The organism is Neptunitalea lumnitzerae, assembly GCF_027924185.1.
Classification (GTDB): Bacteria; Bacteroidota; Bacteroidia; order Flavobacteriales; family Flavobacteriaceae; genus Neptunitalea; species Neptunitalea lumnitzerae.
This window is the reverse complement of record NZ_BRVO01000001.1, coordinates 1,067,929-1,084,112: the sequence shown is the minus strand read 5'-3', so window position 1 is coordinate 1,084,112 and position 16,184 is coordinate 1,067,929. Positions and strand designations below refer to the sequence as shown.

Annotated in this window: 16 protein-coding genes; 7 read left to right on the top strand and 9 right to left on the bottom strand. The window is 33.9% G+C overall.

Annotated features, from left to right (window positions below; genetic code table 11):
• Positions 1-142: 142 nt before the first annotated feature.
• Complete coding sequence (locus tag Y10_RS04820; protein ID WP_281764229.1) at positions 143-754, bottom strand: hypothetical protein; 612 nt, start codon at positions 752-754, stop codon at positions 143-145.
• Between the two features lie 118 nt (positions 755-872).
• Positions 873-1,694 carry a T9SS type A sorting domain-containing protein gene (locus tag Y10_RS04815; RefSeq protein WP_281764228.1) on the bottom strand — a complete coding sequence of 274 codons (822 nt, stop codon included), beginning with the start codon at positions 1,692-1,694 and terminating at the stop codon, positions 873-875.
• A 110-nt stretch (positions 1,695-1,804) separates the two neighbouring features.
• Here Y10_RS04815 and Y10_RS04810 point away from each other — a divergent pair, with 110 nt between their 5' ends.
• Together Y10_RS04810 and Y10_RS04805 are read left to right on the top strand one after the other, a co-directional pair.
• Entirely contained in the window at positions 1,805-1,945 is a 141-nt protein-coding gene (locus Y10_RS04810; protein WP_281764227.1) for a hypothetical protein, read from the top strand.
• A complete protein-coding gene (locus Y10_RS04805; protein WP_281764226.1) occupies positions 1,942-4,482 on the top strand; it encodes an alkaline phosphatase family protein in 2,541 nt (846 codons plus the stop codon). The genes Y10_RS04810 and Y10_RS04805 overlap by 4 nt, the downstream gene beginning before the upstream one ends.
• On the opposite strand, the gene Y10_RS04800 is transcribed toward Y10_RS04805, so the two are convergent.
• Positions 4,479-5,381, bottom strand: coding sequence for a histone deacetylase family protein (locus Y10_RS04800; protein ID WP_281764225.1), 903 nt, complete (start codon positions 5,379-5,381; stop codon positions 4,479-4,481). The two genes, Y10_RS04805 and Y10_RS04800, sit on opposite strands and share 4 nt — an antisense overlap.
• Positions 5,381-7,450, bottom strand: a complete 2,070-nt coding sequence (gene metG / locus Y10_RS04795) for a methionine--tRNA ligase (RefSeq protein WP_281764224.1) — start codon at positions 7,448-7,450, stop codon at positions 5,381-5,383. Before metG ends, Y10_RS04800 begins: the two co-directional genes overlap by 1 nt.
• Positions 7,451-7,592: 142 nt before the next feature.
• Here metG and Y10_RS04790 point away from each other — a divergent pair, with 142 nt between their 5' ends.
• The 5 genes from Y10_RS04790 to Y10_RS04770 all read left to right on the top strand — a co-directional run bounded on the left by Y10_RS04790 (position 7,593) and on the right by Y10_RS04770 (position 11,268).
• A complete protein-coding gene (locus Y10_RS04790; protein WP_281764223.1) occupies positions 7,593-7,757 on the top strand; it encodes a hypothetical protein in 165 nt (54 codons plus the stop codon).
• An 85-nt stretch (positions 7,758-7,842) separates the two neighbouring features.
• Positions 7,843-8,427 carry a hypothetical protein gene (locus Y10_RS04785; protein ID WP_281764222.1) on the top strand — a complete coding sequence of 195 codons (585 nt, stop codon included), beginning with the start codon at positions 7,843-7,845 and terminating at the stop codon, positions 8,425-8,427.
• A gap of 110 nt (positions 8,428-8,537) precedes the next feature.
• Entirely contained in the window at positions 8,538-9,545 is a 1,008-nt protein-coding gene (locus tag Y10_RS04780; RefSeq protein WP_281764221.1) for a S66 peptidase family protein, read from the top strand.
• Positions 9,546-9,598: 53 nt separating this feature from the next.
• Entirely contained in the window at positions 9,599-10,789 is a 1,191-nt protein-coding gene (locus Y10_RS04775; protein WP_281764220.1) for a phage head spike fiber domain-containing protein, read from the top strand.
• Positions 10,786-11,268 (top strand): nuclear transport factor 2 family protein, encoded by a 483-nt coding sequence (locus Y10_RS04770; protein ID WP_281764219.1) that lies wholly within the window; start codon positions 10,786-10,788, stop codon positions 11,266-11,268. The genes Y10_RS04775 and Y10_RS04770 overlap by 4 nt, the downstream gene beginning before the upstream one ends.
• Positions 11,269-11,317: 49 nt before the next feature.
• Here the strand turns inward: Y10_RS04770 and Y10_RS04765 are convergent, their stop codons facing one another.
• From Y10_RS04765 to Y10_RS04745, 5 genes are all read right to left on the bottom strand, one after another.
• A complete protein-coding gene (locus Y10_RS04765) occupies positions 11,318-12,007 on the bottom strand; it encodes a hypothetical protein (RefSeq protein WP_281764218.1) in 690 nt (229 codons plus the stop codon).
• Positions 12,008-12,073: 66 nt separating this feature from the next.
• Positions 12,074-12,526 (bottom strand): hypothetical protein, encoded by a 453-nt coding sequence (locus tag Y10_RS04760; protein WP_281764217.1) that lies wholly within the window; start codon positions 12,524-12,526, stop codon positions 12,074-12,076.
• Between the two features lie 104 nt (positions 12,527-12,630).
• Positions 12,631-12,978 (bottom strand): hypothetical protein, encoded by a 348-nt coding sequence (locus Y10_RS04755; RefSeq protein WP_281764216.1) that lies wholly within the window; start codon positions 12,976-12,978, stop codon positions 12,631-12,633.
• A 104-nt stretch (positions 12,979-13,082) separates the two neighbouring features.
• Positions 13,083-13,880, bottom strand: coding sequence for an NAD-dependent epimerase/dehydratase family protein (locus Y10_RS04750; RefSeq protein WP_281764215.1), 798 nt, complete (start codon positions 13,878-13,880; stop codon positions 13,083-13,085).
• On the bottom strand, positions 13,877-16,162 hold the full coding sequence (locus tag Y10_RS04745; RefSeq protein ID WP_281764214.1) for a M20/M25/M40 family metallo-hydrolase: 2,286 nt from the start codon (positions 16,160-16,162) through the stop codon (positions 13,877-13,879). The genes Y10_RS04750 and Y10_RS04745 overlap by 4 nt, the downstream gene beginning before the upstream one ends.
• Positions 16,163-16,184 lie beyond the last annotated feature (22 nt).

Sequence of the window (16,184 nt, the reverse complement as noted above, 5' to 3'; positions counted from 1 at the left end):
AAAAAACCGCCTTCGATAAACAGCCTCCCTAAAAATAAAACTTCAACCATCTCATTTTTATCAATTTCTTAAAAATATTAATTTCAAAAAATTGAAAAATCACAGAAAACTAATTTATACTAAGTATAAAGCAATCAATCAATTAATCTTCAATTCCATCAATAGCCCTCTCTTCCTTTTCTCCAGCACGTATAGAGGCATTAGGCTCAGTGTTATAGGCATAATCTTTAATTACCCATTTAGCTCCACTTAAAGAAACATCTAATCTTGCCCAGCCATAATGAACATTACCATCTATTTTAAATCTCAATCCAACGTACTTATCTTCTACACCACACCAATTACTAAAGCCAGAATAACAACTAGCACTATTCAAAAGAATACCATCGGTGCCTTTTAGCCAGGTTTTTTGCCTATAACTAATTACATCTCCATTGTCTAAACCTAAAGCAAAACCATAATCATCTTTTTCTGAAATCTTATAAACCTCACCCATCACTTCCGCTCCAGGACTTTTAGTATCAAAATACAAAACATTTTCTCCAGAGCTTATGGTATGCACAACAGTAAAATCTACTTGATTATCATTATTTAAATCCAATTCATAAATTACTTCGCTTCCTCCAAAATCAGGATTCACATCGGTATATTCAATTTGTCCAGAAGCATCTATAGTTACCCCCATTACAGTAGCAATGGTTCCATAATTTAAAATCTTCTTCGCAAAGTCTTTTTTATTTTTATTTCTTTTCATGGTGGTAAGGTATCCGTATAAAAATAAAAATTAATTTTAACACCTAACCTATACCCATAAAAAAAACCGAAATTTCTTTCGGTTTTCTCTAAATCTAAATCACCCAACTAAAGTAATTCTACAAAATCACTTTTTCTCTTTTTAACTCCCCAGTTAAATCGTCTTTAAGTTCAACTATATATATACCCGTATTTAATCCGTTTGCTTCAATTACATAAGATTCTTCACCTATTTCTCCATTTAGCACTCTTTTCCCAGTCATTTCATAAATGTTATAGGATGTTTTACTAGGTAAGTTATACAACCCAATGCTTTTATCTAGCGCTACAATTTGCACGCTACTTTCAAAATTATCAGCTAATGATAAGTTATCTGTTTCACCTGCATCAATAGCCTCACCTGGTGTTCCGTTATAAGCATAATCTTTAATTACCCAATCAGAGGCGTTTGCTCCTACACTTAAACGTGCCCAACCGTAATGAGTATCGGAACCTATTTTAAATCTTAAGCCCAAATACTTATCGGTAACATTACACCAGTTACCAACATAACAATCATCCTCATCTAAAGATTGAAAAGACTCATTATTCCAACCTGTAGCACCCGCAGAAATGGCATCTCCGGCATTTAGCACCATAGGGTATACAAAGTAAGGATTAGAACTAGCAATAATACTATTACTAAAAGAAGAATTAGAATTAACAGCTGGCCCAGCCACTAGCAAATCCATATCACCACCACTAGCACTTTGGTCCCAATGTCTTATTTGAAAATCATCATTGCCATCATTATCCATATCAATACTATACAATACCCCTGCACCACCAACATCTGGGTCAACATCGGTATATATAATTTGTCCGTTCACTTCAGAAGCTCCACCCAAAACGGCAGTAAGAGCTCCATATTTCAATAATTTTTGAGTAGTTGATTTTTTCATAGTTCTTTTTTTTTAGTTCAACTCTATGTATTTTTAAATACTGGTTCTAGAGCCTATCATTTTTCTTTTGCCTAAATTTACCACATAGCAATCCCTCAAAAAGAAATCTTATGAAACTTTATGATAACAATAAGGATACTGTTAACGAGAAAATTCTTGCAAAGGGACCATTAGGTCTTTTAGCTTTAGGCGATATTGGCATTAGAAAATGGAAAGAAGCTAAAAAGAACACTACAAAACCTACTAAATGAAACAGAAAACTTTGCTAATAGGATGGGATGCCGCAGATTGGAAAATTATAGGCCCCATGCTAGCGAAAGGAGAATTACCCGCCTTAAAGAAACTAATTGACAACGGAGTATATGGAAACATGAGTACCATGAACCCTCCTTTCTCCCCTATGCTATGGACAAGTGTTGCTACTGGTAAAACCCCAGATAAACACGGTATACTTGGTTTTATTGAAGTATTACCAGATAGAAAAGGTATTAGACCAGTTACTGCTAAATCTAGAAAATCTAGAACCATCTGGAATATTTTACACAACCAAGGCTACAAATGTAACCTTACTGGTTGGTGGCCTAGTTTTCCTGCAGAACCTATTAATGGTCATATAGTGTCTGATGCTTTTCAAAAAGTATCTACCAACGGAAAGGTTAAAAGCAACCAGCAGTTTAAACCCGGCACTACACACCCAGAAGAACTTATTTATACTATTGGAGACCTTAAGGTGTTACCAGGAGATATCAATGACGAGCATATTTTAACCTTTATGCCGAAAGCTGGAGAAATTGACCAGGAAAAGGATAAAGGACTTACTAGTTTTGCTAAAATTATGGCAGAGAACACTTCTGTACATGCCGCAGCAACCAATTTAATGCGCACTACTGAGTGGGATTTTATGGCAGTATATTATGATTTAATAGATCATTTTTGCCATGCCTTTATGAAATACTATCCGCCAAAGCTAAAAGGTATTAACCCTAAGTTGTTTGAAATTTATAAAAACAATATCCAAGGGGCTTATAAATACCAAGATATGATGTTAGAAAGGCTTATTGAACTAGCTGGCCCAAACACCAACATTATAGTAATGTCTGACCACGGATATGAATCTGGGAACAAGCGTATTTTAAAAATGCCAAAATACCAAGCTGCCCCAGCCTTAGAACACAGAAAATTCGGGATTTTTGTAGCTTCTGGCCCCAATATTAAAAAGAACGAAAAAGTATTTGGATTAAGCTTAATTGATATTGCACCTACCCTATTGCACATGTATGGCTTACCTATAGGTAGAGATATGGATGGTAAACCAGCATTAGAAATTTTCAAAAACCCAACCCAACCTAGTTACATTGATAGCTGGGAAACCATGCCTGGAGATTTTGGAGAACACTCTGGTAAGAACGAAATTAATACCTTGTCTGACCAAGAGACCATGCAACAATTAATTGAGCTGGGCTATGTAGACAAACCCGATGATAAAATAGAAAATGCGGTAAGAAAAACAGAAATAGATTTAAAGCACAATTTAGCAAGGGTATTTTTAGGTAAAAAAGACTATGAAAGTGCCAAAGAAGTACTATTAGAACTTATTGAAATACCTAAAGATTACGATACCATTCCGTTTTATCTAGATTTAATTACCATAGCACTTCAAGAAAAAGACTTTACCGCTGCAGAGAAGTATCTAAATATTATTAGAGAAAAAGATTCTGAATTAGAGTTAAACACCACTATTACAGAAGCCAAAATACATATAGGTAAAGGCAGGTATAAAATGGCTATAGAACTTTTAGAAGAAGCTATAAAGACCAAACCTAATGCCGAAATTTTCTATCAAAAAGGAAGAGCTCATGTTTTATTAAAAGCCTTTGAAGAAGCTGAAGAATGTTTTTCAAGAGCCATCTTTTTAGAAGCAGATAACGCAAGATATCATCAGGCAATAGCGGCAGTATATATTCAATTAGGAAATTATGAAGAAGCAGCCGAACATGCTTTAACTAGCATTGAACTTATTAAATATTTTCCGCAGGCACACTATACTTTAGGAGAAGCCTTGACCAAACTAGGCGATTTAGAAAATGCCAAAATAGCTTTTGAAACTGCTGCCAAATTAAAGCCTAAAACCTATCATAAAGCAGAACGTGCCATTGAAAATATAGAAGAGCAATTGGCTGCACCTACCGATTTTGAATCTAAAGCTACTTATAAGTACTACGATAATCAAATTGTAGTAGTATCTGGTTTACCTAGGTCTGGAACTTCTATGATGATGCAAGTGCTCTCCAATGGAGGTTTAACTCCTATGACAGATGACTTAAGAAAAGCAGACACCTCTAACCCTAAAGGATATTTTGAGTATAAGCCAGTAATGAACTTGCACAATGATAATTCTTGGTTAGGTGAAGCACAAAATAAAGTGGTAAAGATTGTAGCGCCACTACTTAAATTTATAAACAGAAAGTATAGATACAAAGTAATTTTTATGAATAGAGATATTCATGAAGTAGTACAATCTCAACAAAAAATGATTGGTAAAGACCCAGGAACCCTACCTGTAAAATTATTGAATGCTTTTACCAAACAATTAAACGATATTGCTTTTTGGAAAAACAATGAACCAGGTGTAGAACTATTGTATGTAAACTATACCGATATGCTGAAAAACCCTGATAAAGAGATTGAAAACATCTGTAAGTTTATAGGTAGTGACTTAGATAAAAAAGCTATGAAAAATAGTATAGACACGTCACTTTACAGAAACAGATCGGTTACCAAAAGTTAAAAATAAATGTCCTGCGCCAGCCTATAGGTATTGGCGTGGGCTTCTATAATATTTTTAATATGTGGTGAGTAGCCGCCTCCCATGCTACATTGCACAGGTATATCATTGTGTTTGCAAGTACTTAACACAAACCTATCACGCTCTTTACACCCTTGAATACTCATACCTATTCTACCTAATTTATCTTCAAGCAACACATCTACTCCACTTAGGTAAAAAATAAAATCAGGTTTTTCCTTATCAATAAGCTGAGGCAGTGTTTTATATAAGGTATTCAAATAAACCTCATCAGTACAATTATCTTCTAAAGCAATATCTAAATCGCTTTGCTCCTTTCTAAAAGGATAATTACTCTTACCATGCATAGAAAAGGTAAACACAGAAGTATCACCAGCAAAAATTTCAGCGGTTCCATTACCTTGGTGTACATCCAAATCTACTATTAAAATTTTTTGAGCTAACTGATGTTGTTGTAAATACCTTGCCGCAATTGCTTGGTCGTGCAACAAACAAAATGCCTCCCCATGATTTGAATACGCATGATGGGTACCCCCTGCTATATTAAATGCTATACCATGGGTTAACGCATACTCGGCACCTTTAATAGTACCATCTGCAATAATAACCTCGCGATCCACAAGTTCTTTAGACAACGGAAAGCCAGTACGTCTTATTTCTTTGGCAGTTAACTCTAAATTAAACAAACGCTGTACATAATCTTGCGTATGTACTGCTAAAATGTGGGAAGTATCAGGAACTGTAGGTTCAAAAAAATTTGCTTCCGAGCAAGTACCCTCATGGAGTAATTGCTTAGGAAGCAAATCATATTTTATCATAGGAAACCTATGTCTTTCCGGTAAAGGATGTTGGTATATAGGGTGCCAAGCTATCTTTAGCATTAATTAATGGTTTCTCCATTAACTACCCCATCTGTATCAGGGTTTACAAATATTAATTTTCCGTTCGTATCATTCGTCATTAAAATCATTCCTTCACTATCTACTCCTCTTAAAGCTCTAGGCGCTAAGTTTACCAAAACGGTTACTTTTTTACCTATAACTTCCTCTGGAGAAAAGCTCTCTGCAATTCCTGAAACAATAGTACGCACATCAATTCCTGTATCTACTTTTAGCACTAAAAGCTTTTTCGCCTTCTTCATTTTCTCAGCCTCTATAATAGTACCTACACGTAAATCTAATTTAGAAAAATCATCAAACGTAATGGTTTCTTTCTGTGGTTCTGCTGTTTTATTAGCAGCCTCATTAGCTTTCTTAGTTGCCTCTAATTTATCTAGTTGTACTTGTATAGCAGCATCTTCAATCTTACTAAATAGTAATGAAGCTTTACCTATAGTATGCGCTGCTGATAACAAGGTACTAACTGCTCCAACAGTATCCCAAGTTGGTACCGTATCTAAGGCATCAAAAGCCAACATTTCTTTTAACTTGCTAGATGTAAATGGCAAGAAAGGCTCACTCAATGTTGCCAACGCTGCAGCTATTTGCAACGCTGTAAACATAACTGTTTGTACTCTAGCCTCATCAGTTTTTACCAATTTCCAAGGCTCTTCATCTGCCAAATACTTATTTCCTAAACGTGCTAAGTTCATTAATTCTTGGCTAGCCTCACGGAAACGGTAACGCTCTATAGACGATGCTATAATAGACGGATACTTTTTCATTTCTTCTAAAGTAGCCATATCTATCTCAGAGAACTCATTAGGTTGCGGTATCACCCCATCGTAGTATTTGTTAGAAAGTACTACTACCCTGTTTATAAAGTTACCAAAAATAGCAACTAACTCATTATTATTGCGGGCTTGGAAATCTTTCCAAGTAAAATCGTTATCTTTTGTTTCTGGTGCATTTGCCGTAAGCGTATAACGTAAAACATCTTGTTGCTCTGGGAAATCATTCAAATACTCATGCAACCATACCGCCCAGTTTTTAGAAGTTGAAAGTTTATTACCCTCTAAATTTAAAAACTCATTAGCTGGTACATTTTCAGGTAAGATATAGCTTCCTTCGGCTTTTAGCATAGATGGGAAAATTACACAGTGAAACACTATATTATCTTTACCAATAAAGTGTACCAATTTGGTATTTTCATCTTTCCAGTAAGGCTCCCAATCTTTACCTTCTCTTTCTGCCCACTCTTTAGTACTAGAAATATAGCCTATAGGCGCATCAAACCAAACGTATAAAACTTTACCTTCTCCACCATCTACAGGCACCGGAATACCCCAGTCAAGATCTCTGGTTACAGCACGTGGTTTTAAACCATCATCTAACCAGCTTTTTACCTGTCCATATACATTAGGCTTCCAGTCGTTCTTATGACCTTCCAAAATCCATTCTCTTAAGAAGGCGTCGTATTGGTCTAAAGGTAAAAACCAGTGCTTTGTTTGTTTTAACGTAGGCTTACTCCCTGTAATGGTAGACTTAGGATTTATTAAATCGGTAGCATTTAAAGAAGTACCACATTTTTCACATTGGTCTCCGTATGCTTCTTCATTTCCACATTTAGGGCAAGTACCCGTTACAAATCTATCTGCCAAAAATTGCCCGGCTTCCTCGTCATACAACTGTTCTGTTACTTCCTCAATAAACTTATCATTATCGTACAACTTCTTGAAAAACTCCGAAGCCGTTTTATGATGAATCTCAGAAGAAGTTCTGGAATAATTATCAAAAGAAATTCCAAATTCTTTAAAAGAGTCTTTAATTATAGCGTTGTATTTATCTATGATTTCTTGAGGCGTAACTCCCTCTTTCTTAGCTTTCATAGAAATGGCTACACCATGCTCATCACTTCCACAAATAAAAGCTACATCGTTATTAGTTAAACGCAAGTAACGTGCATAAATATCTGCAGGTACATACACCCCTGCTAAGTGTCCAATATGTATAGGCCCATTAGTATATGGTAAAGCCGCTGTAATAGTATATCGCTGTTGCAAATTGCTCATAGGTTACAATATATTCTTTTCAAAACTACAAAAATACGCATTTTAACAAGGATTATTAAATTATCATGATAAAAACCATAACGATTTAGCAGAAGATACTTTTACCATAATAGTAAAAGATTATGATAAAGTTGTTGACGGAATGTTTACTGTAACAAAAGATGGCGATTATTATGAAATATCTTTTGAGGGCATTACTACAGAAGGGGTTACCGTAATGGCTAACTATAGAGGTCAAATGTTAAGTGCTCATGATGGTGAGTCTTTAACCAAGCACACAGCTACAAAACCAGAACATAAAAATTAAAAAACATTAATCATTACTAATAAGTATTTTTATACTTAAAAAGAAGTAGTATTATTGCGCTTTGAACAAAAATTTAAACTTAATTATGAAAAATTTATTTACAAAAGGGTTAGCACTAACATTAATGGCATCAATTGTTTTATTTACTTCTTGTAAAGACGATGACAACTCTTCTAATACACCTGAAGCAGGAGGTACATTAACCGTTGGTACAACCACTGTAGATTTAGAAAGTGCTCTACTTACTCCTTATGGCCCATATACGGCTACATCTTATAATATAGACTTAGAATTAGCATCTGTTGAAATTGATGAGGAAACTTTAGAACCAATTATGGACGGAAGTCCAATTGCAGATTTATATTTAGAAGTATTTACAGACAATGCAGCTACCCTAAGCGAAGGTATTTACACTTATAGTCTTACAGGTGACGCATTTACCTTTGATTATGGCGATGTAACATTTGATGTTATGGGAGAAGATTTTATGAATGTAAATGCCGGAACACTTACTATTTTAAGAGATGGAAACACTTATGAAATCACTTTTGAAGGTACTACAGCAGATGGTACTAATGTTTCTGCTTACTACAAAGGTAAAACTTACATTTTAAGCAATGGCGAAAACAGAGCTATGTCTCCTAAAGCTAAGAAAAAAGCATTAAAGTAAGAAAAACACTTTTTCTTTATAAACAAAGCCTCTTGTACAAAATACAAGAGGCTTTTTATTTGTTTTATTACCAAATATAAACTAGGTTTAACCTAAAAAGCTATTTGGAAATGAAAATTTTAAAACCCCTAATTGTATGTTTTTTCCTAGGGTTTATTAGTTTAGGAAATTCGTATGCACTTCAAAAAATGAAAAACACTAACACTCTTATCCAACCACCCGCTTTACAAAAAGGAGACACTATTGCCATAGTAGCACCAGCAGGTATTATTAAACTTGATAGAGCTGATGTTATTACAGAAGCTAAAGAACTTATGGAAAGTTGGGGATTACACGTTTGGGTTGGCAAACATGTACTAGCTCAGAACGGACATTTTGCAGGGACTGATGAGCAACGCTGTGAAGACCTACAATACGCCTTGGATGAACCCTCAATAAAAGCTATTTGGTGTGCCAGAGGTGGTTATGGTAGTGTACGAATAATGGATAAACTAGACTACACTAAATTTTTAGCTAAACCCAAATGGGTTATTGGCTACTCTGATATTACTGCACTACATTGCCAGTTAAATGGTCTGGGAGTAATGTCTATGCAAGCCTTAATGCCTACAAGTTTAGAAAGTAGTGAAAACCGTATTACTGAAGCCTTAAAATCTTTTAAAAAGGCTTTGTTTGGCGAACAACTTTCCTATACCATTGAACCAAGTAAATACAATATAAATGGTAGTGTGGAAGGTGAACTTGTTGGTGGTAACTTAACATTACTTAGCAATATGTTAGGTTCTGAAACAAGCTTAGACACCACTAATAAAATTGTTTTTATAGAAGAAATTGGAGAATATGCTTATAATATTGACAGAATGCTACAGTCTTTAAAAAGAGCTGGCTATTTTGAAAACTGCAAAGGCATTATTATTGGCGACATTAGTAAAGTAAGGCACAACACTACTTATTTTGGTAAAAATATATACGAACTTATATTAGATGTAGTACGTGAATATAAAGTACCTGTATTATTTAATTTTCCGGCAGGACATGAACCTGATAACCGAGCCTTAATTTTTGGTAAGAATATTGCGCTTAAAGTATCTGAAGATACTTGTACTGTTGAATTTTAAAATGCAATCTTTTAGGCATACAAATAGTACTATCTTTGCAACGGCAATTTGATATGAAAACAGACATGAAAAAACGTATTGTTGAACTTTTAGTTGTATGTATAAGTGCACTATGGGCTATAAGTTGTGATAAAAATACTTCTTCTACCGAGGTAAACTTACACCATGACAAAACACCTATCTCAGAGTCAGACACCATTGTAATACCTAAATACACGCCTGAAAAGCTAAATGAAGCTGCTACTGAAGATATTAAAAACTGGATTACCTTTAAAGAGTTAAACAATGCAGTACTAACTATTGGAGCTGATGAATACACTAAAAAAATAAAAATTGAGCGTACCAATTATTTAATATGGTCTGAACAGTTTGACAATGCCAGATGGCTTAAAAAGTCGGCTGACATTGTAAAAGATACATTAATACCTTTTGGTAAAAATGGTAAAACCGCAGATGGTTTTAACGCTAACAACATGAGTTCTTACCATTATATGAGCCAATCATACGCTATTAGAGAAAAAGATACGGTTACCTTATCTGTATTTGCTAAAGCCGGTGAGGCTTCTTTTCTATACCTTTCTGGTGAAACAGTAGACCCTACAGAGCAAAAAACTGGTGTTTTTGATTTATCTAATGGTACCGTTGCTTTTACTCCAGACGGATTTTATTCTAGCATTGAAGACAAAGGAGATGGCTGGTATTTATGTGCTTTTACTTTTTTATCTAACCCTAGAGGTAGAGCTGTTATCGGAGCTTCCCAATCATCATCGCAATTTGTATTTGAAAGTACAGATGCTATAGATATTTATACATGGGGTGCTCAGTTAGAAAACAATACATCTGTTGGAAATTATTTACCTACCACTCAAGATTATAATAGTGTTGAAGAGCGTATTAACTATGTTCCTAAAGAAAAAGAACTGCAAATTATAAATAGCTCTTACCAAAAGCTCTACTTTCAAGTAGATGACATTTACAGAAATGTTGTAGATGTAGAAACTAAAAATATGCCTGAAAAATATAAAACACCCTTTATTTTAAGTAGGCTTCGTAATCTAAAAACACACACACTTTTATTAACTGATGCTTTACAAAACAACTCTTTCTTAACAAACGAAGAGGTTAATAAGATGTTGAACGACATCTACAAAACATACAACAGTATTCTTTGGCAAATTAATAACCTGAATGACACTTCATTGGAACAAAATATGGATGCTATTCTAAAAAGACAGCAAGAATGAAAAAGTTAACTTACCTATTTTTATTTCTAACTATTAGCATATACGCACAAGCTACCGATTCTAAAAGTGTTGGAGAAACACTAGACAAATGGCATAAAGCTGCTGCGGATACCGATTTTAAAACATACTTTGATTTAATGAGCGAAGATGCCATTTTTATTGGTACCGATGCTACAGAAAACTGGAATAAAAAAGAGTTTATGGCATATGCTAAGCCTTATTTTGATGCAGGAAGCGCATGGAGCTTTACAGCTATTGAAAGACATATATTCTTTAATGAAGACAAAACCATTGCTTGGTTTGATGAACTTTTAAACACACAGATGAAAATTTGTAGAGGATCTGGAGTTTTAATTAAGGAAAAAGGGATCTGGAAAATACAGCATTATGTTTTATCTATGACCATACCCAATGAAAACGTAAGTGAAGTAATTACAATTAAAGCACCTATAGAAGATAAAATATTGCAAAAAAAATAAGAGCTTGAAATCAAGCTCTTATTTTTTTTAACTTATATAATCTTTGTTCTTAATTAACTCCTGCTTTTTTCTGCAATAAAGCTTGTTTAATAGTTTTAGCTAAACTAAAGTTAGGGTCTTCAATAAGAGCCTCTTTTAAAGTATTGATTGGAGTATCAAAATCTTCTTTATTCAAACTAAACTGACTAATAGCTTTTTGATATAAGAAAGCTGCTTTAGCATTTACCTCATAAGGTTGTTGTGTTTCATAAAAACCAATCTTATCTTCATCTTTAGAGTTTTTTAAACCATATTCTATGTTAACCATAGCCTCATTAAACTTACCTAGTTGAGTTTTTAAATCGGCTAACTCATATGCTACATAAATTGATGGCTCTTTTTTAAACAAAATTTCATATTGCTCTAAAGCTTTTTCTCCTTGGTTTAAAGATTTTAATGATGCTGCTTTTACTTCAACTGCAATAGCAGATGCATTTTCATCCTTTTCAATTCCAATAACATTTAATGCTTGTACAAATTGGTTTGCGCTTAAATAATAATATGCTAAAGTATCTTTTCTGGCTTGCGAAGGTTCTAAAACAATAATGTGTGTAAGCGCGTTAATAGAGCCTTGCAAATCACCTTGCAACTTCATTTGCTTATAGAACTTTTCATAATGATTTAAAAGTTCACTATTTGTTTGAGCGTAACCACCAACTGAAGCAGCTATAAATGCTATTAAAAAAACTATTTTTTTCATATTTAGAAATTTAGACAGCCAAAACTATCAAAAAAAAACATGAAATAGCCATTTTTTTTGTAAAGTTTATGAAACTAAACGCTCGTGAGTTCTAAAAAGTTTAAGTTTTTCTTCAGAAAGCAGTGTTAGTAACTCTGTTTTTTGTTTTGTAAGCAAATAAGCTGTTGTTTCTTCCAAGTCGTGCTCATTTAAAATAGCGTCATAAAAATCAATTAACTCTTTCTCAGATGCTACACATAAATCAAGCATTTTCAAAAAGTCGATAGTTCTTAAATCTTCGTAGAAAGAAAAAGGAACTACACTTTCTGCTTCAAATAAATAAATTTCTCCTCCCAACTTTTGAATTTCTAATGCCAATTGATGTACAAAAGTATTCTTGGTTTGTGTTTGAGTAACTACAAAATTTCTTACCCCTCTATGAAAAACCTGATTCACACAATTCATATAATTGTACTCAGATTCCATTAATTTTTTAAGAAGATCGTTAAGGGCGTTAATAGTGTTGGCGTTAGTTTTCATATATAGATTTTTAAGTTAATTTAAGAGCAAAACATTTCACGCAATAGCTTGCTTAACGAGTAAGCAAACCACAGAAATTACACAGCTAAAGAGAGATAAAAGTTTTATCTCTTAGTACTGTAAAAGTTTAAGATGTTTTTATAGAACATAATATTCTGATCTGAGTCTTCTAAACAATTTTGAAGAAACTCATTAATATCAGTAAAGTTCATTTCTACATCAACCAAACTTTTTCTACCTAAAAAATCAGTACTCCCATCAACACTAAGGTGTAAGTGAATTACTTGATTTGTATGATCTATTCTTACTTCTTCCGCTTTAAAATGCTTTTTTAAGATAGCAACGTGAAGACTTTCATAATGGTGTTTTTCCAAAGACATATCGTTACAACTATAATGTAACAAATGCCTCATTTCTTGAAGTATTACTTCGTTAGATAAATTAGTTTTCATAGCAATTTTTTCTCAAAGATAACCACATTTGTTATTGCCTTACAGGCTTAAAATGTGTTTAACCTATATTTAACTATGTTAAACAAAACTACCGATGAAGTATTTTAACATTTTAAAATAGAGACGTTAACAGAATATTGGGAAAACTTAGACCTAACTACCTTCACCTCACTATTCCACTTATTATCAGTGAAATAAGGACACTCCACATTTTTAACCTCAGCTATTTTAGTGTAATATTCTTGCTTTGTTAAGCTAGAAGGATATACAGCATTTAACAAAAAAGGAAACTCATCTGTTCTTAAAATTTTAAGAATCAATTTAATACAATCTTCAAACTGAATTAGGTGTATTAACTCCTTTCCATTCTTTAAATCACGTTTACCTGATAAAAATTTGATAGGGTGTCTATCTGGCCCAATTAAACCTGCAAAACGAATAATGGCTGTTTTAAATGAAGTCGTATTATTTAGCAAATTCTCTACTGCTAACAATTGTCTCCCCGACTCAGTATTAGGTTCTGGAATGGTATCTTCAGTAACCTCACCCTGATTAGCTCCATAGACAGAGGTACTACTTACAAAAACCACTTTTTGAACCCCCGATTTCTCTATTGCACTAATAAGCACTTTTATTTTAGCAACAAAATTAGTAGCGGTACTCTTCCTTAAACCCGGAGGAACATTAACTATCAAAACCTCTATATCGTGTAACAGTCCTTCTATATCTCCTTCAATGGTATCCTCTTGCAAGCTTAATAGAAAAGGAGTTATTTGCTTTTCCTGTAACATTTCCATTTTAGCCTCCGTAGTTGTAGACCCATTAACCGTATGCCCTTCCGCTATTAATCGCTCTGCTAATGGCAAGCCAAGCCAACCACATCCTAATACTGCTATTTTCAAAACTGATAACTTTTTTTAATTATAGTGGCATCATTTACCACAAAAGGCATTGGTATTTCACTCTCAGGTCTCTCTGGCACCTTATAAGCTGGCGTTGCAAGCAAGTCATTAGCTTCTTCTAATAATGTCATTTGAAAAACCTCTTGCACGGGTAAAGTTACCTCTAAAATAGTGCTATCATTATTACTCATATAATGCGTAATCAATTTTGAATTTGCTGTTCTTTTAGATAAAAACTCACTACCCAATTTTACTCCATTCACTTTTACCTTTTGTAAATTTATATTTTCAGAAAAAACCTCAACCCTATTAAGTAATCTAGAAGGGGTTATTTGTACTTGCAAATGTCTTCTATTATTGTAAACAGTATCTCTTAATTTGGTTACAGCAGCTTCCTGACCTATTAACCTATCTTTAGTTTCAGATACCGTCTGTAGCTCTGTACCATATTTACTGCTAAAGTTATATTTAATATTCGTTGAAGCATCTTTTCCTATTTTCACATAGTTGCTCACCCAAGGAGTCATATGTTTATCATACGTAGCCCAAAAAGACTTTTTGGTATCAGCATCATACCAATAAACCAGACTAGATGGTTTAGGAGTTTCTTTAGTAAAACCACTTTTAAAATGAGCAACACCCACAATAACAAACCCTAAAATTAAGGTTACTATCCCTAACCATTTTTTCTTTTGAAAACTCATAAAAACAGGTAACATTAAACCAAAAATTAATGTTACAAACAAGGTAGTGGCAATCATCATTTTCAACCCTAATCCCACGGGAAACATTTGTACAAACGGAGCCAATATAAAAATCGCGGGAACCGTTAATAGCGCTAATAAAACCACACTTACTTTTCTGTCTCTAATTTTTAAATACCACATTAATAGACTAAAGTAAAATGGAATAATGAAAAATGCACCTCCTTTTAAGTGAATACCTAAAGCAATTGATAGCAACAACCAAAAGAATATTGGAGCTACAAACAAGTGCACACTTCCTAATTTACGAAATGCTCTGTATACCAAAAAGCAACTACCTAAACTAAATAGGGTGGCTGCCACTATATACCAATGACCATTATAGGTAAAACCATGTAACATATCATTATAACCTGGATACATTCCTTTTAGAACGGGCCACATAAAATAGCCTAATACACCGTTAATTAATAAAACCAATAGAAACGGCACTAGCCCCAGGAGAACCTTTCTATAAGCTAATTTTCGTGTTCTTTTACCATGTAATAACACTAATACAAAAAGTACTGCACCAACCACCAGCATAGGTATAATAAACGAAAAAGGATAGCTAACAAATTTTAAAAGAGGCATATTAAAATACACCGCATCGTCATCTGCTACAACCTTTGTTAAATCTGCATTGGCAAAATATGCTACTAAAGGCATTAAGTAGCTTCCCTGATGTGCTAAGGTTTCCTTATCTAATCTATCATATGTATCTAGTTGCGAATGATAATCATAATGATCATCTATAAAAGCAAAATTAAACCCATTAATATTTGCATCTTCTCTAAAAACAGTTAAATCTGTATCATTAGGCAATAGCTTATAAATACTATACATAAACGAATTACCTACAGGAAATTCTGGATTCGCCTCTTTAAACTCATGCACCAAACCTTCATTACCCGCATTTGTTTCTATAAGCAAATAACTGGGGCCACCACTACCTCTTGCCTCAAAGTTGAGTACAAGTCCCACATCTTTCACCCATTTGTTTTCATTAACAAACAATTGAGCTCCGTTTAAACCCAATTCTTCAGCGTCTGTAAACAGAATAATAATATCATTCTTAGGCGTTTTTCCTTGTGCTAAATAAGCCCTCACCCCTTCTAATATGGTAGCTACTCCACTTGCTGCATCAGAAGCTCCGTAAGAAGAATGTGGATGACTATCATAATGAGATAATAACAACAAAGCCTTTCCATTTCCAGCCCCCTTAATACGTGCCATTATATTAGTAGCTCTACTTAAATTAGCCCAATCTCCTGCGGTATATCCTTTTTGAATTTTTGGAGACAACCCCATTAATTTAAGCTCTTCCTCTAGATAGGCAACTACACTTTCATGGGCTTCGCTTCCAACATAATGAGGCTTTTCTGAGATAGCCTTTACATACTCAAGTGCTCTATTGGTAGAAAACTCTGTTCTAGGAATTTTTGCCAGACTATCTTTAGAGGGCATTAAGACGCTAAAACTAAGGTATATTGCCAATACAATTATAACCGCTGTAATAATTTGAGATAAGACTTTCATACTTTAAAAGTACAAATAAAAG